The 19,355-nt window shown below is 70.3% G+C and carries 17 protein-coding genes; 5 read left to right on the plus strand and 12 right to left on the minus strand.

Annotation, left to right across the window (positions count from 1 at the left end):
* From ASD66_RS03555 to ASD66_RS03570, 4 genes are all read right to left on the minus strand, one after another.
* The gene (locus ASD66_RS03555) at positions 1 to 855 is read right to left on the minus strand and encodes an FAD binding domain-containing protein (RefSeq protein WP_056890046.1); all 855 of its coding nucleotides are present in this window, start codon (positions 853 to 855) and stop codon (positions 1 to 3) included.
* The gene (locus ASD66_RS03560) at positions 852 to 3,308 is read right to left on the minus strand and encodes a xanthine dehydrogenase family protein molybdopterin-binding subunit (protein ID WP_056685522.1); all 2,457 of its coding nucleotides are present in this window, start codon (positions 3,306 to 3,308) and stop codon (positions 852 to 854) included. The genes ASD66_RS03555 and ASD66_RS03560 overlap by 4 nt, the downstream gene beginning before the upstream one ends.
* Positions 3,305 to 3,775, minus strand: coding sequence for a (2Fe-2S)-binding protein (locus ASD66_RS03565; RefSeq protein WP_056685520.1), 471 nt, complete (start codon positions 3,773 to 3,775; stop codon positions 3,305 to 3,307). The genes ASD66_RS03560 and ASD66_RS03565 overlap by 4 nt, the downstream gene beginning before the upstream one ends.
* A gap of 217 nt (positions 3,776 to 3,992) precedes the next feature.
* Complete coding sequence (locus ASD66_RS03570) at positions 3,993 to 5,246, minus strand: hypothetical protein (RefSeq protein ID WP_056685517.1); 1,254 nt, start codon at positions 5,244 to 5,246, stop codon at positions 3,993 to 3,995.
* Positions 5,247 to 5,475: 229 nt separating this feature from the next.
* On the opposite strand from ASD66_RS03570, the gene mdo reads away from it, so the two are divergent.
* The 5 genes from mdo to ASD66_RS03595 all read left to right on the plus strand — a co-directional run bounded on the left by mdo (position 5,476) and on the right by ASD66_RS03595 (position 11,631).
* Positions 5,476 to 6,768: an NDMA-dependent methanol dehydrogenase gene (mdo, locus tag ASD66_RS03575; RefSeq protein WP_056685512.1), complete on the plus strand. Its 1,293-nt coding sequence runs from the start codon at positions 5,476 to 5,478 to the stop codon at positions 6,766 to 6,768.
* Between the two features lie 85 nt (positions 6,769 to 6,853).
* A complete protein-coding gene (locus tag ASD66_RS03580) occupies positions 6,854 to 8,050 on the plus strand; it encodes an AAA family ATPase (RefSeq protein WP_056890047.1) in 1,197 nt (398 codons plus the stop codon).
* A 9-nt stretch (positions 8,051 to 8,059) separates the two neighbouring features.
* Positions 8,060 to 9,583, plus strand: a complete 1,524-nt coding sequence (locus ASD66_RS03585; protein WP_056890048.1) for a VWA domain-containing protein — start codon at positions 8,060 to 8,062, stop codon at positions 9,581 to 9,583.
* Between the two features lie 34 nt (positions 9,584 to 9,617).
* Positions 9,618 to 10,526: a mycofactocin oligosaccharide methyltransferase MftM gene (gene mftM / locus ASD66_RS03590; protein ID WP_156388524.1), complete on the plus strand. Its 909-nt coding sequence runs from the start codon at positions 9,618 to 9,620 to the stop codon at positions 10,524 to 10,526.
* Between the two features lie 484 nt (positions 10,527 to 11,010).
* Positions 11,011 to 11,631, plus strand: coding sequence for an acetate uptake transporter (locus ASD66_RS03595; RefSeq protein WP_056890050.1), 621 nt, complete (start codon positions 11,011 to 11,013; stop codon positions 11,629 to 11,631).
* Positions 11,632 to 11,639: 8 nt separating this feature from the next.
* On the opposite strand, the gene ASD66_RS03600 is transcribed toward ASD66_RS03595, so the two are convergent.
* The 8 genes from ASD66_RS03600 to ASD66_RS03635 form a co-directional block, all read right to left on the minus strand.
* Positions 11,640 to 12,323, minus strand: coding sequence for a MadR family response regulator transcription factor (locus ASD66_RS03600; protein ID WP_056685498.1), 684 nt, complete (start codon positions 12,321 to 12,323; stop codon positions 11,640 to 11,642).
* Entirely contained in the window at positions 12,311 to 13,717 is a 1,407-nt protein-coding gene (locus tag ASD66_RS03605; protein ID WP_056890051.1) for a MadS family sensor histidine kinase, read from the minus strand. Before ASD66_RS03605 ends, ASD66_RS03600 begins: the two co-directional genes overlap by 13 nt.
* A gap of 2 nt (positions 13,718 to 13,719) precedes the next feature.
* Positions 13,720 to 14,940 carry an iron-containing alcohol dehydrogenase gene (locus tag ASD66_RS03610; protein ID WP_056685493.1) on the minus strand — a complete coding sequence of 407 codons (1,221 nt, stop codon included), beginning with the start codon at positions 14,938 to 14,940 and terminating at the stop codon, positions 13,720 to 13,722.
* Between the two features lie 82 nt (positions 14,941 to 15,022).
* Positions 15,023 to 15,292, minus strand: a complete 270-nt coding sequence (locus ASD66_RS03615) for a DUF4242 domain-containing protein (protein ID WP_056890052.1) — start codon at positions 15,290 to 15,292, stop codon at positions 15,023 to 15,025.
* A gap of 129 nt (positions 15,293 to 15,421) precedes the next feature.
* Entirely contained in the window at positions 15,422 to 16,612 is a 1,191-nt protein-coding gene (locus ASD66_RS03620; protein WP_056890053.1) for an XdhC family protein, read from the minus strand.
* A complete protein-coding gene (locus ASD66_RS03625) occupies positions 16,605 to 17,726 on the minus strand; it encodes a vWA domain-containing protein (protein ID WP_056890054.1) in 1,122 nt (373 codons plus the stop codon). The genes ASD66_RS03620 and ASD66_RS03625 overlap by 8 nt, the downstream gene beginning before the upstream one ends.
* Positions 17,723 to 18,604 carry an AAA family ATPase gene (locus ASD66_RS03630; protein WP_056685479.1) on the minus strand — a complete coding sequence of 294 codons (882 nt, stop codon included), beginning with the start codon at positions 18,602 to 18,604 and terminating at the stop codon, positions 17,723 to 17,725. The genes ASD66_RS03625 and ASD66_RS03630 overlap by 4 nt, the downstream gene beginning before the upstream one ends.
* Before the next feature lie 10 nt (positions 18,605 to 18,614).
* Entirely contained in the window at positions 18,615 to 19,238 is a 624-nt protein-coding gene (locus ASD66_RS03635; RefSeq protein ID WP_056890055.1) for an NTP transferase domain-containing protein, read from the minus strand.
* Between the last annotated feature and the right edge of the window lie 117 nt (positions 19,239 to 19,355).

A 19,355-nucleotide genomic window follows, 5' to 3' on the forward strand; every position in this document is an offset into this window, starting at 1 on the left:
TCACGCTCCCGCGGCCGCGAGCACGGCCCGACGGGTCAGCACCGTCGCCAAGTGTCGGCGATAGTCGGCGTCACCGTTGAGGTCCGACGGCGGGTTGGTGCCCTCCGCGGCCGACTCAGCTGCCCGGCGTACGGCCTCGTCGGTGGCCGGCTGGCCGACCAGCGCCTGCTCGACGGCGGTCGCGCGCAGGGGCGTCGAGCCCATGTTGGTCAGGCCGATGCGCGCTTCGGCGATGGTGCCGCCCTCGGCGCGCACGGTCGCGGCCACCGCGACGATCGGCCACTGGTGGGCGACCCGCACGAACTTCTCGTAGTGGCCACCCCAGCCGGTGTGCTTGGGAATGCGTACGGAGGTGAGGATCTCGTCGTCGCCGATCGCGGTGGTCATGAAGTCCTCGAAGAAGTCGGACGCCGACACCCGGCGCTCTCCCCCGCTGCCGGTGATCACGAACTCCGCATCGAGCGCCAGCACCGGTGCCCCGAGGTCTCCCGCCGGATCGGCGTGCGCGAGGGCACCACCGAACGTGCCGCGGTGGCGGACCTGCGCGTCGGCCAGGTGCTCGATCGCCTTGGTGATCACCGCCGCGTGCTCGGCGACGAGGGCGTTCTTGCCGACGTCGGTGTGGGTGGTCATCGCGCCGATCACGAGGGCGTCGCCGTCCTCGGTCACGCCGCGCAGGGACTCGATGCGGCCGAGGTCGATGATCATCTCGGGTGCGTTGAGGCGCATCCGCAGCACCGGCAGCAGGCTCTGCCCGCCGGCGATGATCTTGGCGTCGTCACCGTGCTCGGCCAGGGCGGCCAGGGCCTCCTCGACCGTCGTGGGCGCGAGGTAGTCGAACTTTGCGGGGATCATTCCGGGGCTCCGTCCGCGATGGCTGTGTCGCCGCTGTCGTCGAAGTGCGGAGCGGCCGCCTCCGTGGTCTTGTCGCCGCCGCCGCCGTCGTTGATCGCCTTCCACACTCTCTCCGGCGTGCACGGCATGCGGACGTCGTTGACGCCGAACTGCCGGATCGCGTCGACCACCGCGTTGACCACCGCCGGTGTCGAGGCGATCGTGCCGGCCTCGCCGACGCCCTTGGTGCCGAGCGTGTTGGTCAGCGACGGCGTGGTGGTGTGGTCGACGTCGAAGCTGATCGTGTCGGCTGCGGTCGGCACCAGGTAGTCGACGAACGATGCCGAGACCAGCGTCCCGGAGTCGTCGTACACGGCTTCCTCCCAGAGCGCCTGCGCGATGCCCTGCACCAGTCCGCCGTGCACCTGGCCGGCCACGATCAGCGGGTTGATCACGTTGCCGATGTCGTCGACGCAGGTGTACTTGCGCATCTTGACCGCACCGGTCTCGGTGTCGACCTCCATCGCGCACAGGTGCGTGCCGTGGGGGTAGTTGAAGTTCACCGGGTCGTACGTCGCGTCGCAGTCGAGCGACGGCTCCACACCGTCGGGCAGATTGTGCGCGGCGAAGGTCGCCAGCGCCACCTCGGCCATCGCGAGACCCTGGTCGGTGCCACGGACCCCGAAGCGACCGGCCGAGAACTCGATGTCGTCGACCGATGCCTCGAGCAGGTGGGCCGCGATCGGCTTGGCCTTCTCGATCACCTTGTCGGCGGCCCGCACGAGCGCCTCACCACCGACGACGAGCGACCGGGAGCCGTAGGTGTCGAGGCCCTTCGGCGCGACCATCGTGTCGCCGTGCAGCACCTCGACGTCCTCGAAGGCCACGCCGAGCCGGTCGGCGACGATCTGGCTGAACGCCGTCTCGTGACCCTGGCCGTGGGCGCTGGCTCCGGTGACCACCTCGACCTTGCCGGTGGCCAGCATGCGCACGGTCGCGTGCTCCCAGCCGCCGGCGCCGTAGTCGAGGCTGCCCAGCACGCGGCTCGGCGCCAGGCCGCACATCTCGGTGAACGTCGAGACACCGATGCCCAGCTGGATCGGGTCCTTCGACTCACGTCTGGCCTTCTGCTCGGCCCGGAGCTCGTCGTACCCGAAGTGCTCCTTGGCCAACGCGGTGGCGGCCTCGTAGTTGCCCGAGTCGTACTCGAGCCCGGCCACCGTGGTGAACGGGAACTCCTCGTGCTTGATCCAGTTCTTCTCACGCACCTCGAGCGGGTCGACACCCAGCTCGGCGGCCAGCTCGGTCATCATGCGCTCGATCCCGAACGTCGCCTCGGGGCGCCCTGCACCCCGATAGGCGTCGGTCCAGGCCTTGTTGGTGAGCACCGTCTGCACCGCGAAGTGGTAGGCGGGGAACTTGTAGATCGCGTTGAACATGAACGCACCGAGCACCGGGACGCCGCCACCGACGAGGGAGACGTGCGAGCCGAGGTCGGCCAGCAGCTCGACCTTGAATCCGGTCACCGTGCCGTCCTTCTCGGCGGCCAGGGTGAGCTTCTGCCACTGGTCGCGGCCGTGGTGGGCGGCCATCATCGACTCGGAGCGGGTCTCGGTGTACTTCACCGGCTTGCCCAGCCGCCGGGCCAGCACCATGGTGATGAACTCCTCGGGCGTGGTCTGCAGCTTGCCGCCGAAGCCGCCGCCGACGTCGGGCGCGATGACTCGCACCTTCGCCTCGGAGACACCGAGTACGGCGGCCAGCAGGAAGCGCAGGATGTGCGGGATCTGGGTCGCGCTCCACATCGTGATCTGCTCGCCGGTCGGGTCGACCACGGTCGAGCGGGGCTCCATGAACGCGGGGATCAGCCTCTGCTGGCGGTACTCGCGCTCGAGGACGATGCCGTCCTCACGCGCCTTGGCGATGGCCTCCTCGACGTTGCCGCCGGTGCCTGCGTCGGCCGAGTCGAAGACCCAGAGTGCCGACTTGTTGGTGCCGAGGTCGGGGTGCGCGAGCACCTTGTCCTCCGCCGACTCCTTGAGGTCGAGGGCCGCGGGCAGCTCTTCGTAGTCGACGTCGACCAGCTCGGCCGCGTCACGCGCCTCGGCGGCACTGCGGGCCACCACGACCGCGACGATCTCGCCGGCGAACGTGGCCCGGTCGATCGCGACGGGCGGGTGCGGCGGGGTGACCTGGTCGGGCGTGATCGGCCAGGCGTTCGGCAGGGAGCCCTGCTCCTCGCCGAGGTCCTTGCCGGTCACCACCGTGACCACGTTGGGCGCCGCCTTCGCCTCGTCGACGTTGATGTTGACGATCTTGGCGTGCGCAAAAGGACTGCGCACCATGGCCAGGTGCAGCATGCCCGGGAGGGTGATGTTGTCGGTCCAGCGGGTGCGACCGGTGATCAGTCGCTGGTCCTCCTTGCGGCGCCGGTCCCGGCCGATCTCCATCTGCGGCTCTTCGGTCACGGTCATTTGCCGACCTCCTGCCCGGACGCGGTCTGCACGGCTCGCACGATGTTGTGGTAGCCGGTGCACCGGCACAGGTTGCCCTCGATGCCCTCGCGGATCTGCTTCTCGTCGGGCTTCGGGTTGTCGTTGAGCAGGTCGATCGACTGCATGATCATGCCCGGCGTACAGAAGCCGCACTGGAGGGCGTGGCACTCGTGGAACGCGGCCTGCATCGGGTGCAGCTCGCCGTTCGTGGCCAGCCCCTCGATCGTGGTCACCTCGTGGCCGTCGGCCTGCACGGCCAGCACGTTGCACGACTTCACGCTGCGCCCGTCGAGGTGCACCGTGCACGCCCCGCAGTTGCTGGTGTCGCACCCGATCACGGTGCCGGTCTTGCCGAGCTTCTCCCGGAGGTACTGCACCAGCAGCATCCGTGGCTCGACGTCGTCGGAGACCTTTGCTCCGTCGACGGTGACTTCGATCCTGGTCATGGACGACTCCTCGCAGACGCACTGGCTACCTGTGACCCGGCTCACGCTATGAACCCGAGGTTGGCGAAAGGTTGGATACTCCCTGACGTTTCGGCCCTCTCGCCGCGATACTCCCTGACGTTTCGGTCCCTCCGGGGCGCGAACGTCAGGGAGTATCCCGATTTGGGGGCCCGAACGTCAGGGAGTATCCCGAATTGGGGGGCCCGAACGTCAGGGACTATCGGGAGGATGAGGCGGCGGCGAGCTTGCCGCGGAGCAGGGGCTTGAGCGGGTGCGGGGCCTCGCCGAGCGAGGCCAGGCAGGCCTCGATCACCTGGGTGTCATAGGGCGCCAGCTCGGTGTAGCGCACCACCGCCGCCGGCACCGGGTCGGCCAGCAGCGCCTCACGCACGGCGACTGCGAGATAGTCGGCGTACTCCCCCAGCCCCGGGGACTCGGTGCCGGGCAGCAGGTCACCGCCGTACGCCGCCACGGCCTCGCGCACCTTGCCCTGGCGGAGCAGGCGTACGACGGTCTCGACGTCGGCCTGCACCGGGAGCGTGAGGCGATAGGGCCGCGACGCCAGCTGGCCACCGACCGCGTGCCGCAGGTGCGAGACCTCGGCCTTGAGCGTCGACAGGGTGATCGACTGGTCGCCGTAGAGCAGCGCGTGCAGCTGCTCGAGGGTGAGCCCGTCGGGGTGGAGGGTGAGCAGCGCGAGGATCTCGGTCTGCCGTCGGTTGAGCAGCAGGCGCTCGCCGTCGAGATGCACCTCGGCCGAGCCGAGCAACCGCAGGCTGAGCCCGATCTCGTCGTCGGGCAGCACCAGGTGAGGGGCCCGACCACCGGCATGCATCGACCGGGGCATCGCCCCCTCGATCACCCGCGCCATCATGCGCGCGGTGGCCAGCCCGATCGGGTGGGTGCGGTCCCAGGTGGTCGACAGGTCGATCACGCCGAGCACCTCACCGGTCGCAGGGTCGTGCACCGGCGCCGCCCAGCACACCCAGTTGTGCACGATCGGCGCGAAGTGCTCCGCACTGAACACCATCGACGGCCCGCCGGTGCGCAGCGCGAGGTCGAGCGCGTTGGTGCCGACGCTCGCCTCGTCCCACTTGCCGCCGACGACGAAGTTGACCGACTCGGCCTTGCGGCGCATCACGCGGCCGCCGTACGTCCACAGGATGCGGGTCTCGGGGTCGGTCACGGCGAGCACCAGGTCGCCGTCGTCCGCCGTACGCCGCAGCTCGTCCTCGACACGTTCGACGCCGACCTGGAGCGGCGAACCGGCCCAGTACGCCGCGGTGTCGGCCTCGTCGGCCAACGGGGCCTCGGTCACGTCCGGCCTGATCAGCGAGCCGGACCGTCGCCACGAGTGCAGGATCTCGGGACGGACCAGCTGCTCGGCCCGGTCACCCTGCTCGACGAAGGCGGTCCAGGCGCGCACGGCATCGATCCTGCGCTCGTGCAGCTGCTGACGATCGACGGACATCGGCTCTCCTGACGGTCTCTCGCAACCGTAGCCCGTGGACCGTGACGGCGTCACCGGTTCCGTCTCGACGCCCGAGAACGCCACAACCATCGCAGCGGTCGGTGGCACCTGTCGGGAAGGACAGGTGCACCCCTCCCCCCGCGGCCGGTTTCGCGATCCTCGTCTGTTCGGGGCCCTTCCGACGGACCTAGCGTCCGAAGCACCCACCCCGAATCCGGAGGTTTCTCTGATGCAAGTTGACGAGTTGCTCAAGCCGTTCCCGATCAAGGAGTTCCACCCGTTCCCGCGGGCCCTGATGGGCCCCGGCGCGCACGAGATGATCGGCCCCGAGGCGCTCAAGCTCGGTTTCCGCAAGACGCTGGTGATGACCTCGGGCCTGCGCGGCACCGACATCGTGCACAAGATCGTCGAGTCGATGAAGTACCACGGCCTCGAGGTCGTGCTCTACGACAAGGTGGAGTCCAACCCCAAGGACTACAACACCATGGACGCGGTGAAGCTCTACCAGGAGAACGCGTGCGACTCGTTCGTCTCCATCGGTGGCGGCTCCTCGCACGACGCCTGCAAGGGCGCCCGCATCTCGGTGGCGCACGACGGGCGCAACGTCAACGAGTTCGAGGGCTTCAACATGTCCGAGAACCCGAAGAACCCGCCGCACATCGCGGTCTCGACGACGGCCGGCACCGGCTCCGAGACGTCGTGGGCCTACGTCATCACCGACACCACGACCGACCCCGACAACCCGCACAAGTACGTCGCCTTCGACGACGCCTCTGTCGCCACCCTGGCGATCGACGACCCGGTGCTCTACTTCGACTGCCCGGTCGACTACACCGCCCAGTGCGGGTTCGACGTGCTGGCACACGCCTCGGAGCCGTACGTGTCACGGCTCAACTTCGAGCCGTCACTCGGCAACGCGATCCGGGCCATCAAGCTGACCTCGGAGAACCTGCGCGAGGCAGTGTGGAACGGCCAGGACCTCAAGGGCCGCGAGGGCATGATGTACGCCCAGTACATCGCCGCCCAGGCGTTCAACTCCGGCGGTCTCGGCATCATCCACTCGATCTCGCACGCGGTGTCGGCGTTCTACGACACCCACCACGGGCTCAACAACGCGATCGCGCTGCCCCGGGTGTGGGCGTTCAACATGCCCGCGGTCTACGGCCGCTTTGCCGACATCGCCGAGGCCATGGGCATCGACACCCACGGCATGACCAAGGTGCAGGCTGCCGACGCCGCCCTCGCCGCGTCGATCCGGCTGCTCCGCGACGTGGGCATCCCGGAGAAGTTCACCGACGTCACCCAGGACAGCTACTCGAAGAACCGCCTGGGCACCGGCCCGACGGCGTACTACGAGAACGCACCGGTGATCAAGGGCGACGACGAGGACATCGACCGCATCACCCACCACGTCCTCGGTGACGCCTGTACGCCGGGCAATGCCAAGGAGTGCACGTTCGAGACCGTGCGCCCGGTGATCGATCACTGCATGAACGGCGATCTGGACGACCTGATCAGCTGACAGAGCCCCGGTCCGGTCGCCGTCCATCGAGCCGGCGGCCGGACCGGATCCCACCGGCCACGCAACCACTGCCTGAGGAGAGAACGTGAGCACGCTGCCCGAACCGGCCCCCGCCTTCGCCGACGTCGAGGAGGCCCGGCTGCGCCTTGCCGAGCACGGCTATCTCTCCGACGACCGCCTGGCCACCACCGTCTTCCTCCAGACCCGGCTCGACAAGCCGGTGCTCCTGGAGGGCCCGGCCGGCGTCGGCAAGACCCAGCTGGCCCTGAGTCTGGCCCATGCGACCGGCCGGCGACTGCTCCGCCTCCAGTGCTACGAAGGCCAGGACGAGACCAAGGCGCTCTACGAGTGGGACTACGGCAAGCAGCTGCTCTACACCCAGATCCTGCGCGAGAAGATCGGCTCGATCGTCGAGGACGCCGCCGACCTCAACGAGTCGATCGAGCGCATCGCCAAGCAGGACTCGGTGTTCTTCTCCGAGCGCTTCCTCGCCGCCCGTCCCCTGCTCGAGGCGATCGACTCCGACGACCCCGTCGTACTCCTCATCGACGAGGTCGACCGGGCCGACGAGGCGCTCGAGGCGGTGCTCCTCGAGCTGCTCTCCGAGTTCCAGATCTCCATTCCCGAGATCGGCACCATCCGCGCCAAGCACCTGCCGTACGTCGTCCTCACCTCCAACAACACGCGTGACCTCTCGGCGGCCCTCAAGCGGCGCTGTCTGCACCTCTTCCTCGACTACCCCGACGCCGAGCGGGAGCTGGAGATCATCCGCTCCAAGGACACCGGCCTCTCCGACGCGCTCGCCGTACGCCTGGTCGAGATCGTGCGCGACCTGCGCGACCTCGACCTGCGCAAGGCGCCGAGCATCTCCGAGACGATCGACTGGGCGCGCACCCTCGCCGTGCTGGGCGTGGAGGAGCTGACCTCCGACATCCTGTCCAGCACGCTCAACGTCGTCGTGAAGTACGAACGCGACCTCAAGAAGGCGCTCGCCGCGATCCCGAAGATGGTCGACCCGAACGCCGTCGTGCCCGACAGCCTGCACGGTCACGGGCACGGTCACGGGCATGGCCACGGTCACGACCACGACCCCGCGCCGCAGCCGCCCGCGTCACGGGATGACTCCGGCGACGTCGACGGCAAGGCCGCCCGCGCCGCCAAGGACAGGCCCGGCCGCCACGACAAGGGCTACTACGGCGCGGACAACAAGCTCGGCCCGTCGCGTGCGGTGTCACCCGGCCAGGGCAGCCGGTCCTTCTCGGCGCGCAAGCGCCCGGTCTAGGCCGACGGCATGGAAGGCGCGGTCCACCGGTTCATCCGCCTGCTGCGACTCCACGGCGTGCGGGTGAGTACGGCGGAGGTCATCGACGCCATGCACGCGGTGGCCCAACCGAGCGTGCTCGACGAACGCGAGGTGCTCCGCGCGGCGCTGGCGGTCAGCCTGGTCAAGGACCGGCGCGACCTGGCCACCTTCGACCGCGTCTTCGACCGGTTCTTCGGACTGCGTCCCGTCATCGACGAAGCCGGCGAGGAGCACAAGCACACCCACGACGACCTGAGCGACGACGGCGAGCTGACCGACTTCACCCTGTCGGAGGAGCCCGGCGACATCCCCGAGGACGGGCACTCGCACGGCAAGCCCGACGACATCAAGGAGTTCTTCAAGCCCGAGGACATGGCCCAGCAGTACAACCTGCACCAGGAGGCCAACAAGATCGACATCGCCGCGCTGACCGACGAGATCGTCCTCTCCAACGACACCCAGACCAGCGCCGGCGAGGCGGCCAGGGTGCAGCTCTCGACCCGCCGGATGCACAACCCGGGCAACCCCGGCGACCTGGTCCGCAGCCCCGGCATGGAGCTCGACACCGAGCTGTCGGTGCACGAGGAGATGGCGCTGCTGAGCTGGCTCGAGGAACGCCTGCCCGAGGACACCTTCGTCGACGACGGCGACCTCGCCGCGCTGCGCAAGGCGCTGGCGCCCTGGCTGGCCAGCCTGCCCGAGCGGATCCGCGACCACCTCCAGCAGCTGATGGAGACCGAGCGCGAGATCGAGACCCGCGAGCTCCAGGCCGCACAGGCCGAGACCGTCGACGAGCACGAGCGTGCCGAGCTCGAGGAGTCGCTGCGTCGCCTGCTGCGCAGCCTGCACGGCGCGCCCCGCCCCCGTCGTACGACGGCCGCGCGCGGCGTGGTCGACGGCCGGCGCACCATGCGCAGCAACATAAAGTACGACGGCGTCCCGTTCCGGCCGGTCACCGTCGCCAAGGCACACGACCGACCCAGATTGCTGGTGCTGTGCGACGTCTCGCTGTCGGTGCGCTCGACCGCGCGGTTCACCCTGCACCTGGTGCACAGCCTGCAGTCGGTCGCGTCGTCGGTGCGCACCTTCGCGTTCGTCAAGGACATGGTCGAGATCACCGACCTGTTCTCCGAGCACCGCATCGAGGACGCGCTGTCCCTCGTGATGGCGGGCCTGCCAGCGGGCGGCATCCTCGACGTCGACGCCGACTCCGACTACGGGTCGTCGTTCCGCCAGTTCCTCGACCAGTACGGCTCGGCGGTCAACCGGCGTACGACCGTGATCGTGCTCGGCGACGGTCGCGGCAACGGCAAGGACCCCGGGCTCGAGGCGTTCGAGGAGATCACCCGCCGGGCGCGCTCCACGATCTGGCTGACCCCGGAGCCCAGCTATTCATGGGGACTGGGTGGTTGCGACCTGCCGGCGTACGCCGAACACACCGACAAGGTGCAGGTGGTGCGCAACCTGCACGGCCTCGAGGAAGTCACCACCTCACTGAAGGTGACGACGTGAGGGTCCGGCGGTGCGGTTCGCCCAGGGGCCCGGCATGAGCGCCGTCGAGCCGGTCTCGGCGATCGACCCGTTCGTCGCGACCCACAACGGCGTCTACCGCGACGCCATGGTCGAGGTGACGGCGCTGCACGGCCCCCGCCCACGCCGGCAGCTGCGCACCGTGCGCACCGAGCACTTCGACATCCTCCACGAAGGCCCCCTGATCAAGCTCTCGCACGCGCTGCGGCCCGACCAGATCGACGACGACCTGGCGGGCCTGATCGCCGAGGAGCTGTTCCAGCCCGGCTGGCTGCGCGGACCCGACCTCTTCGAGCGGCTGCTCACCGGCATCGTGCTCAGCACCCGTGCGGAGCCGCTCGACGCGTGGACCGACTTCTACGCCAACACCCTCGCCCGGGTCGCTGAGTCCCTCACCGGTGACCCGACCGGCACCCGGCACGGGACCATCGCCGACTACGCACCCGTCTACGGCCTGGCCGAGCAGGCGCTGGCTCCCGGCACGGTGCTCGAGCTGGGCTGCTGCTTCGGCTTCCTGTCCCTCCGGCTCGCCGCCGCCGGGCGCGCGGTGATCGCCTCGGACGTCTCCGCCGGCACCGTCGGCCTGCTCGACGCGGTCGCCCCGCGCCTCGGCCGCGAGGTGCACACGCGCACCGCCGACGCCGGCCGGCTGCCGTTCGCCGACGACTCGTGCGACAACGTGCTCGCCGTCCACCTGCTCGAGCACCTGGAGCCCGACCATGGCGAACGCGTCGTCCACGAGGCCCTGCGCGTGGCCCGCCGACGCGTCGTGATCGCGGTCCCCCTCGAGGACGAGGCCGACGCGACCTGGGGCCACGTACGCACCATCTCCCTCGACGACCTCGACGCCTGGGGTGCCGCCACCGGCCACCCGTACGACGTCCGCGAGGCCCACGGCGGCTGGCTCCTGATCGACCTCGCCTGATCCTCGACCACGACGTGGTGGATCGCACCCAGTGGCTGTTGCGGTCACAGGCAGCACTCACCGACACGGCCGGCACCTGGTCGACGCGACGGGGGCGGACCGTAGGACAGGTGAGCAGGCGGGTCAGGGAGCGGTTCACGCTCAGACGGGGCCGGCAGCCTGCGAGTTACCTGTCGGACGGTCCGGTGCAGGCCGTCAGCGAACGGCCAGCGAACGACGAGCTGGCCGCCCCAAGGTCAGGTGCTCACGTCAACCACGTTGTCGTGTCTTCGGGCGTTCGGCTCGATCATCATGCCTGCGCACCTCTCCCCGACTTCACCCACCCGTACGCCGGCACGCGGGCGACGCACGCCGTACCTGTACTTCGGCTTCACGCAGGGCCGGGAGAGGACTGTCCGGACAGGCCCGGCACCCCGCCGCTCGGGCGGTCCGCCGGGAACCCGCGACTCCTAGCGTCAGAAGCCCAACCACTCCTGGAGGAAACATGACCGACATCGACAGTCGCCCGGCCCATGCGGCCACGATGCCCGCCCCTGCCGCGGCACCTGCGCCCTCCGGCTGGGGCGACCCGTTCCCGCTGGGCCTGGCCAGCTTCGGCATCTCCGCACTCGTGCTCTCGACGGTGATGTCGGGGCTGATCGACCCGCTCGCCACTCCCGCCGTGCTCTCCCTGGCCCTCTCGCTCGGCTTCCTCACCGAGCTGGTCGCCGGCATCATCCACTTCCAGCGCGGCGAGACGTTCCCGGGGCTGGTGTTCACGGCGTACGCCGGCTTCTGGCTCAGCTACGCGCTTCTCGTGCAGTTCTACGGCCCGATGGTGACCGCGGACGCCGCCGCCATCACCGGGATGTTCCTGCTGGCGTGGGCGATCTTCTCGACGTACATGCTGCTCGCCGCGCTGCGCACCAACCTGACCACGATCGTGATCTTCACGTTGCTGTGCGCGGTGTTCTACCTGGCCGCCTTCGGCGCGTTCTTCGAGAGCACCGGACTCGGCCACCTCGCCGGCTACCTGCTGATCGCGGACGCCGTCGTCGCGCTCTACGCCTCGGCCGCGATCATCGTGAACACCACGTGGGAGCGGACGGTGCTGGCCGTTCCCTGATCAGTCGATCAGATGACGCCCAGCTTGGAAGCCTCGTAGACCGCCTCCGCGCGGCGGGTCACCCCCAGCTTGCGAAGGATGTTCCCGACATGGAACTTGGCCGTGGTCTCGGAGATGTAGAGCCTCCGGCCGATGTCACGGTTCGACAGGCCGCGGGCGAGCAGTGCCAGCACCTCACACTCACGAGGAGTGAGGTGCTTCTGCTCGGCCGCCGTCGGCGCGTTCAGCCCGCGCACCATGGCCGCGGCCGAACGCGCGTCGAAGGCGCTCTCGCCTCGCGCCACGTCACGGATCGCCCGGATCAGACCCGAGGTGTCGACGTCCTTGACCACGTAGCCGCGGGCCCCGGCCCGCACCGCACGCAGCACCAACGCGTCGTCGAGGAACGTGGTGAGCACCAGGATGCCGAGATGGGGGTACTGCTCGGACAGCTCGGCGCAGAGGTCGAGGCCCTCGGAGTCCGACGAGGTCGAGAGCTTGAGGTCCAGCAGGACGATGCGCGGGCGGGCCGCGGCGATCACGGCCAGCGCCTCCGCACGGCTCGACGCCTCGGCGATGACCCGCAGGTCGGACTCGCGTTCCAGGATCGAGCGCAGTCCCTGCCGCACGATCGCGTGGTCGTCGACGAGCATGATGTCGACGGTGTCGACGTCGGGCCCGGTGGGCGCCTCGGGTGGGCTCAGGGTGGGCATGCTTCCTCCTCTGGCCTGGCTCCCACCAGGCCGGTGATCATCCCCGGGCGGTTGACCGCCAGGGGCAGCGGGACACGCATTTCGATCCGTACGCCGCCGATGCGGGCGCGGCGGAAGGCGAGCGACCCCCCGATGTCGGAGAGGCGGCTGTAGATGTTGGCCAGGCCGCAGTGGCGCCCGTCGGCCGGCCGGCCCCGACCGATGCGGAGCTTGCGGGCCAGCTCCCCCGGGTCTCCGACACCGTCGTCGGCGACGCTGACGAACAGCTCGTCGGTCCGGTAGCGCATCCGGATCACGGCCCGCGTCGCCTCGGCGTGCACCGCCACGTTGAACAACGCCTCGCCGACCGCCCGGGCGATCTCGTGGTCGGCGTCGGCCGGCAGCACCTGCACCTCGCCCTCGATGTGCAGGTGCACCGACAGGTGCGGCCGGTGGTGCTCGGCCACCTCCTGCAACAGCTCGGGCAGCGTCCAGACCGTGTCGCGGTGCGGTTGGTGCAACGCGTAGATCGCGCGGCGCAGCTGGTCGACGGCCTCCTGGGTGAGGTTCTTGGCGGTGCTGAGGTGCCCGAGCAGCCCGGCCGCCGACGCGCCCAGGTCCTCGGCCTCTCCACGCGCGATCTCCATCGACATGCCCGCCGAGAGCACGAACTGCGTGACGTTGTCGTGCAGCTCACGGGCGATGCGGTGCCGCTCGTGGTCGACCAGCTCACGCTGGTGGGCGACCAGCAGTCGCTCCTCGGCCTGGCGAAGCTCGCGGGTCCGCTCCTCGAGGTCGAGTGCCTGGGACACCGCGTCGTCGTACAACCGCTGGGCCCGGCGGTGCAGGGCCAGGCCGGCCTGGTACTGCTCGCAGTTGTAGAGGGAGACCGCGGCCTCGTTGGCCAGGATGCGCAGCACGGAGAGGTCGCCGGGCTCGGGCTCCGCGTCGAGACCGTGCAGCCCGACCAGGCTGCCGATCATGGCGTTGTCGAGCGTCATCGGCACCCGCACCCACCGGTCGAAGCCGGGTGCACCGGTGGCGTGTCCGGCACGGATCGCGCCGAGCTCGCGGCGTACGTGGTGGGGCAGGTCGGCGTCGTCGTCGATCACCCGGCCGACGTGGTCGACGGCCAGGAAGCGCGGGCGTGCGCCCGGCAGCTGGCCGTCGGAGAGGGCCAGCACGGTCCACTGTGCGTCGAGGTGCTGGGCGGCCGCACGGGCCACCTCCTCCAGGAGCGCGCGCGGGCCCTCCGCCGTGCGCACCAGGGCGCGGCTGATCGAGTCCATCGCTCGTACGGCGTGCTGCATCCGCTCGTCGGAGCGCACGTACGCGCGGTAGTAGGAGCCCTTGCCCGACCGGACGCCGGTGAGGGTGGTGAGATCGCTCCCCGTGGGAGTGTGCCGATCACTCATCTCTAGAGAGCGTTCCGGAAGAGCTCGGCGATTTCCTGCTCACTCGCCAGCCGCGGGTTCGTGGTCAGGCAGGCGTCGTCCAGCGTGGTGCGGGCCAGCCGCGGGATGTCCTCCTCGGTGACCCCCAGCTCCCTCAACCCACGGGGCACGCCGATGTCGTCGGCCAGCAGGCGGATGTGGTCGGCGAGCATCTCGGCCGCCTCCTCGCCGGGCATGCCCTGCACCGACAGCCCGGCCGCAGCGGCGAGCTCGACGAACCGCTCCGGCGTGGCCCGGGCGTTGTAGCGGACCACGTGCGGCAGGAGTACGCCGTTCACGACGCCGTGCGGGGCGTCGAGCAGTCCGCCGACCTGGTGGCTCATCGCATGGGTGGCACCGAGGATCGCGTTGGAGAACGCCAGCCCGGCCTGGAGGCTGGCCTGGGCCATCTTGCGCCTCGCCTCGGCCTCACGCGGCGTGGTCATCGTCGTACGCAGGTTGCGACAGACCAGCCCGACGGCGCTGATCGCATGGGTGTCGGCGAGCGGGTTGTGGGCCAGCGAGACGAAGGCCTCGATGCCGTGGGTCAGCGCGTCGAGGCCGGTGGCGGCGTTGAGGTCCTCGGGCATCGTGACCAGCAGCCGCGGGTCGGTGATCGAGATGTCGGGCACGAGGGCCCGGCCGAGGATGGTCACCTTCACCGACCTCTCGGTGTCGGTGACGATGCAGAACTGGCTGACGTCGGCGCCGGTGCCCGACGTCGTCGGGATGATCAGCAGCGGCGGGATCGGGTGCGTGATCAGGTCGACCCCGGCGTAGTCGAGGATGTCGCCGCCGTTGCCGGACAGGATCGCCACGCCCTTGGCCGCGTCGGCGACCGAACCGCCGCCGATGCCGATGATCACGTCGCAGTCCCACTCGGCGTAGTGCGCGTAGGCCGCGCGGATCTCGTGGTCGCGCGGGTTCGGCGTGACGCTCGAGAAGACCACCGGCTCGAGACCGGACTCGCGAAGGTGGCCGAGCAGCTCGTCGACCCAGCCGGCCTCGATGATGCCCGGGTCGGTGACCACCAGCGGACGCCGGGCGCCCAGGCGCCCGGCCGCGAAACCGGCCTCGGCGAGGGAGCCGGTGCCCAGCACCACCTCGGGCGCATGGAACTTGGCCAGTTCAAAGGTCTCCACGGGGCCTTCCCGCAGAGTGCTGCCGTGGCGTTCCCCGCTGGCCGGGACCATCGTCGTGCTCATCAAAGTCTCCCAACTGTGTGACCTGCACCACTGTGCACCGCCAAACGTTGCGAGAACGTTGGGTCCGCCCTGGCGGAGTCTCTCAGCGACCGGTCTCCGGCGAGATCGTGCCGGTCACCGGGCTGACCCGGTCGCACGGGAACCCGCCCTGGCGGGCGTGCTCGGCGATGTCCTCGGGGTTCGCGGCGTCGTACACGCAGTAGAGCTTGTCGTCGGTGACCCACGACTGGACCCACTCGATGTCCGACATGCCTGCCAGCACCTCGTTGGACCTGGCGCTGATGTCGTGGAGCTGCTGCTCGTCGAGCTCTCCGGCTCCGGGCAACTCCCGCTCGATGACGTACCGCCCCATGTCGTGGCCTTCCGTGGTGGTGTGTGCGCCGACCAGACGCCTTCACCCACGACAGTAGGAGCGTGCCCGGCCCGGAGAGCCCGGCAAGGTGACGGGTCCGGCCTGCCCGAACGGACAGGTGGCGGTTCGCTACCGGTGGATCCGGCCCTCGAGTGCGGCCAGTGGCTGACCACTGCCGCCCCAGGTCGACGAGACGATCTCGGCGGCGATGCTGACCGCGGTCTCCTCGGGGGTGCGGGCACCGAGGTCGAGGCCGATCGGGCTGGACAGCCGGTCGATCTCCTCGGACGTCACGCCGGCCTCCTTCAACCGCGCCAGGCGGTCGTCGTGCGTACGCCGCGAGCCCATCGCGCCGACGTACCCGACCTCGGGCAGCCGCAGCGCCACCTCGAGCAGCGGTACGTCGAACTTGGGGTCGTGCGTGAGCACGCAGAGGACCGTGCGCGAGTCGATGCGCCCGGCCTCCTGTTCGGCGGCGAGGAAACGGTGCGGCCAGTCGACGACCACCTCGTCGGCCTCGGGGAAGCGGGTGTTGGTCGCGAACACGGGGCGGGCGTCACAGACCGTCACGTGGTAGCCGAGGAAGCTGCCGATCCGCGCCACCGCCGCGGCGAAGTCGATCGCGCCGAAGACCAGCATGCGGGGCTTGGGCGCGAAGGCCCACACGAAGACGCGCATGCCCTCGCCGCGGCGTTCGCCGTCGGGTCCGTAGGACAGCGTGCCGCTGTGCCCAGACGCGAGCAGCCCGAGCGCGTCGTCGCGGACCGCGTCGTCCACCCGCGCACTCCCCAGAGATACTCCCTGACGTTTCGGCCCTTCCTCTGGGATAGTCCCTGACGTTTCGGTCCTGCTGGGGGCCTGAACGTCAGGGAGTGTCGCGGAGTCAGGGCGGATGAGGGTGCGACGGCCCACCCACGACGGGTCGGGGTGCTCGATCACCGTCGCCACGGCGACCGCGCGACCGGCCTCGAGGTCGTCGGCGATCTCACCCAGCTCGGGGAACGTCTCCTGGTTCACCTTCTCGACGTACACGTCGAGGATGCCGCCGCAGGTCAGGCCGACCGCGAACGCGTCGTCGTCGGAGATGCCGTAGCGCTGGAAGACGGGTGCGCCGGACTCGACCACCTCGCCGGCCAGCTCGTAGACCGCACCCTCGACACAGCCGCCGGAGACCGAGCCCACCGCCGTACCTTCCGGGCCGACCAGCATCGAGGCGCCCGGGGGCCGCGGTGCGGACTGGAAGGTCGCCACGACCGTGCCCATGCCGACCGTCTCGCCGGCCCGCCACCACTCCAAGAGCTCCGGGAGCACTTCACGCATCTGCCACGACCTCCAACAGTTCGGCGTACGTGGTCAGGGTATGACCCGCAAGGAAGTCGTCGACGTGCGGGAGCGCCGCGGCGATGCCCTGCTGCACGGGCAGGTAGCCGGCCTTGCCGCGGTGCGGGTTCACCCAGACCACCTTGTGCGCGAGGCGGTGCAGGCGCGCCATCTGCTCGCCGAGCAGGGCCGTGTCGCCGCGCTCCCAGCCGTCGCTGAACACCACGACCACGGCACCGCGGGCCAGGCCGCGGGCGCCCCACCGGTCGAGGAAGACCCGCATCACCTCACCGAGTCGGGTGCCACCGGACCAGTCCGGCACCGTGTCTCCGGCCGCGACCAGGGCCCGGTCGGGGTCGCGCTGTCGCAGCGCGCGGGTGATGTGCGTCAGCCGGGTGCCGACCGTGAACGCCTCGACGTGACGGCCCTCGTCGGTGGTCGCGAAGCGGTGTGCCAGACGCAGCAAGGCGTCGGCGTAGCTGCTCATCGACCCTGACACGTCGATCAGGAGCACCACCCGGCGCGGCCGGGCACCCCGCCGACGCCACGCGAGGTCGGCGGGCTCCCCCATGCGCCGCAGGCTGGCCCGCAGGGTGCGGCGGGCATCGACGGAGCCCCTGTGCCACGCGTGCTGTCGGGCAGTACGCCGCATGGGCAGGCGCGGGTGCAGCGCGCTGAAGAGCGTGGTCAGCAGGCGCCTCTCGGAGGCCGACATGGTGCCGACGTCGCGATGCCGGAGCAGCTCCGTGCGACTGGCCATCGCCCGCACCGGGTCATCACCCGCCGCGTCGTCACCGGCCAGCTCGTCGTCGTCACCGCCCAGCAGGTCGGTCGTGAGCGGGGCCGACGCCTCGGTCGACGGCGCCGGGCGCGGCAGTCCGTCGCGGTGGTTGAACCAGGCGTGGAACACCTGGTCGTAGCGCTCGAGGTCGTCGGGTCCGGCGCAGAGCGTGGCGCGGCCCGCCCAGTACGTCGCCCGGTGGTCGTCGGCGCCGAGCAGCGCGACCGCCGAGGCGAACCCATGGGTTCGGTCCTGGGTGACAGGGACGCCGGCGGCGCGGAGCGCGCGGGTGAAGCCGAGCAGGATCTCGTCGGCGGCGTGCGGCACCGTCACACCGCCATCAGCCGGTCGAGGGCCTGGCGCACCCGGTCGCCGTCCTCGCGGTACTTCACCAGCGCGCCCAACGTCGCCGAGGCGGTGGCCAGGTCGAGCTCGGTGGCACCCAACGCCTGCAGGGCCCGCGCCCAGTCGAGGGTCTCGGCCACGCCCGGAGGCTTGAGGAGGTCTTCGGTGCGCAGCGACTGGACGGCGGTGGCGACCTGACGCGCCAACGTCTCGCTGACCTCGGGGTTGCGCGAGCGCAGGATCTCGACCTCGCGCTCCAGCCCCGGGTGGTCGATCCAGTGGTAGAGGCAGCGCCGCTTCAACGCGTCGTGCAGCTCGCGGGTGCGGTTGGAGGTGAGCACCACGATCGGCGGCGTCGCCGCGCGCACCGTGCCGATCTCGGGGATGCTCACCTGGTACGTCGAGAGCACCTCCAGCAGGAAGGCCTCGAACTCGTCGTCGGCCCGATCGACCTCGTCGACCAGCAGCACCGCCGGGCTCTCACGCAGCGCCTGGAGCACGGGTCGGGCGAGCAGGAAGCGTTCGTCGTACAGGCTCTTCTCGGCCTGCTGCACGTCGGCGTTGCCCGAGGCTTCGAGGGCACGCAGGTGCAGGATCTGGCGGGGGAAGTCCCAGTCGTAGAGCGCCTGCGTCGCGTCGATCCCCTCGTAGCACTGCAGCCGGATCAGGGGCAGCCCCTGGGCCTCCGCGATCGCCTCGGCGAGTGCCGTCTTGCCGGTGCCGGGCTCGCCCTCGAGCAGCAGGGGTCGTTGCATGGTGAGCGCGAGGAACACCACGGTCGCCAACGACTCCTCACACACGTAGCCGGTGTCACCGAGGAACTTCTCGACCTCGGCGACCGAGCCCGGAGTGTGTGGAGTGTCCATGCATTCAAGGCTACTCAGCGCGACGTTGGTCGCGGGTTGGGCTGTCGACGTCCTGCCCCGTGGCCAGGTCGCCACACTCCACCAGCTCGACCTCGCGGGCGGCCAGATAGGCGCGGGCGCCACGGTCACCCTCGGCAGATGCGCGTACGCCGGACCAGTGGTCGCGGCCGATCAGCACGGGGTGCCCGGGCACGCCGGCGTACGACGCCCGGCGGAGCACGCCCAGGGTGATCGACTGCGTCCGCGACTCACCGCCCGCCGGCTCCGACCCGGGGCTGGTCTGCGGGGCGGCGAGCACCCGGCGTACGACGTCCGCGCCGACGTCCGGGAGGTCGACGAGGGTGACCAGTGCTGCGTCCGGCAGTGCATCGAGCCCGGCCAGGGCGGCCAGCCCGGCACGCAGGGATGCGCCCATGCCGTCGGCCCAGTCGTCCGCCTCGACAATGCCGACCTCGACGCCTTCGAGCAGGGAACGGGCCTGAGCGGCCGCGGCACCGAGCACGACGGTCACCTCGTCGCAGCCTCCGTCGCGCAGGGCGGTCACACCGCGCGACAACCAGTCGTCGACCAGCGCCTTCGGCGTACCCATCCGCCGGCCGGCCCCCGCGGCGAGCAGCAGTCCATGAATCCTCACCCGGTCACTCTAGGGCCGCGAACACCGCCCTTTTGATGCGCGAACCCCGCAAGATTGCGCTTCGAACCGTGGATTCTTGGTGCCCACCCCAACGAGCCACGGTTCGCGCATCAACCG

Origin of the sequence: Nocardioides sp. Root151 (assembly GCF_001427925.1) — a bacterium.
Taxonomy (GTDB): Bacteria; Actinomycetota; Actinomycetes; order Propionibacteriales; family Nocardioidaceae; genus Nocardioides.

Coding starts and splice junctions, on each gene's coding strand:
- ASD66_RS03570 (WP_056685517.1), bottom strand. CDS start 5,246: ATGTCCGTCGATCGTCAGCAGCTGCACGAGCGCAGGATCGATGCCGTG.
- ASD66_RS03595 (WP_056890050.1), top strand. CDS start 11,011: ATGACCGACATCGACAGTCGCCCGGCCCATGCGGCCACGATGCCCGCC.
- ASD66_RS03560 (WP_056685522.1), bottom strand. CDS start 3,308: ATGACCGTGACCGAAGAGCCGCAGATGGAGATCGGCCGGGACCGGCGC.
- ASD66_RS03620 (WP_056890053.1), bottom strand. CDS start 16,612: ATGCGTGAAGTGCTCCCGGAGCTCTTGGAGTGGTGGCGGGCCGGCGAG.
- ASD66_RS03605 (WP_056890051.1), bottom strand. CDS start 13,717: ATGAGTGATCGGCACACTCCCACGGGGAGCGATCTCACCACCCTCACC.
- mftM (WP_156388524.1), top strand. CDS start 9,618: ATGAGCGCCGTCGAGCCGGTCTCGGCGATCGACCCGTTCGTCGCGACC.
- ASD66_RS03600 (WP_056685498.1), bottom strand. CDS start 12,323: ATGCCCACCCTGAGCCCACCCGAGGCGCCCACCGGGCCCGACGTCGAC.
- ASD66_RS03555 (WP_056890046.1), bottom strand. CDS start 855: ATGATCCCCGCAAAGTTCGACTACCTCGCGCCCACGACGGTCGAGGAG.
- ASD66_RS03610 (WP_056685493.1), bottom strand. CDS start 14,940: ATGAGCACGACGATGGTCCCGGCCAGCGGGGAACGCCACGGCAGCACT.
- ASD66_RS03615 (WP_056890052.1), bottom strand. CDS start 15,292: ATGGGGCGGTACGTCATCGAGCGGGAGTTGCCCGGAGCCGGAGAGCTC.
- ASD66_RS03585 (WP_056890048.1), top strand. CDS start 8,060: ATGGAAGGCGCGGTCCACCGGTTCATCCGCCTGCTGCGACTCCACGGC.
- ASD66_RS03565 (WP_056685520.1), bottom strand. CDS start 3,775: ATGACCAGGATCGAAGTCACCGTCGACGGAGCAAAGGTCTCCGACGAC.
- mdo (WP_056685512.1), top strand. CDS start 5,476: ATGCAAGTTGACGAGTTGCTCAAGCCGTTCCCGATCAAGGAGTTCCAC.
- ASD66_RS03630 (WP_056685479.1), bottom strand. CDS start 18,604: ATGGACACTCCACACACTCCGGGCTCGGTCGCCGAGGTCGAGAAGTTC.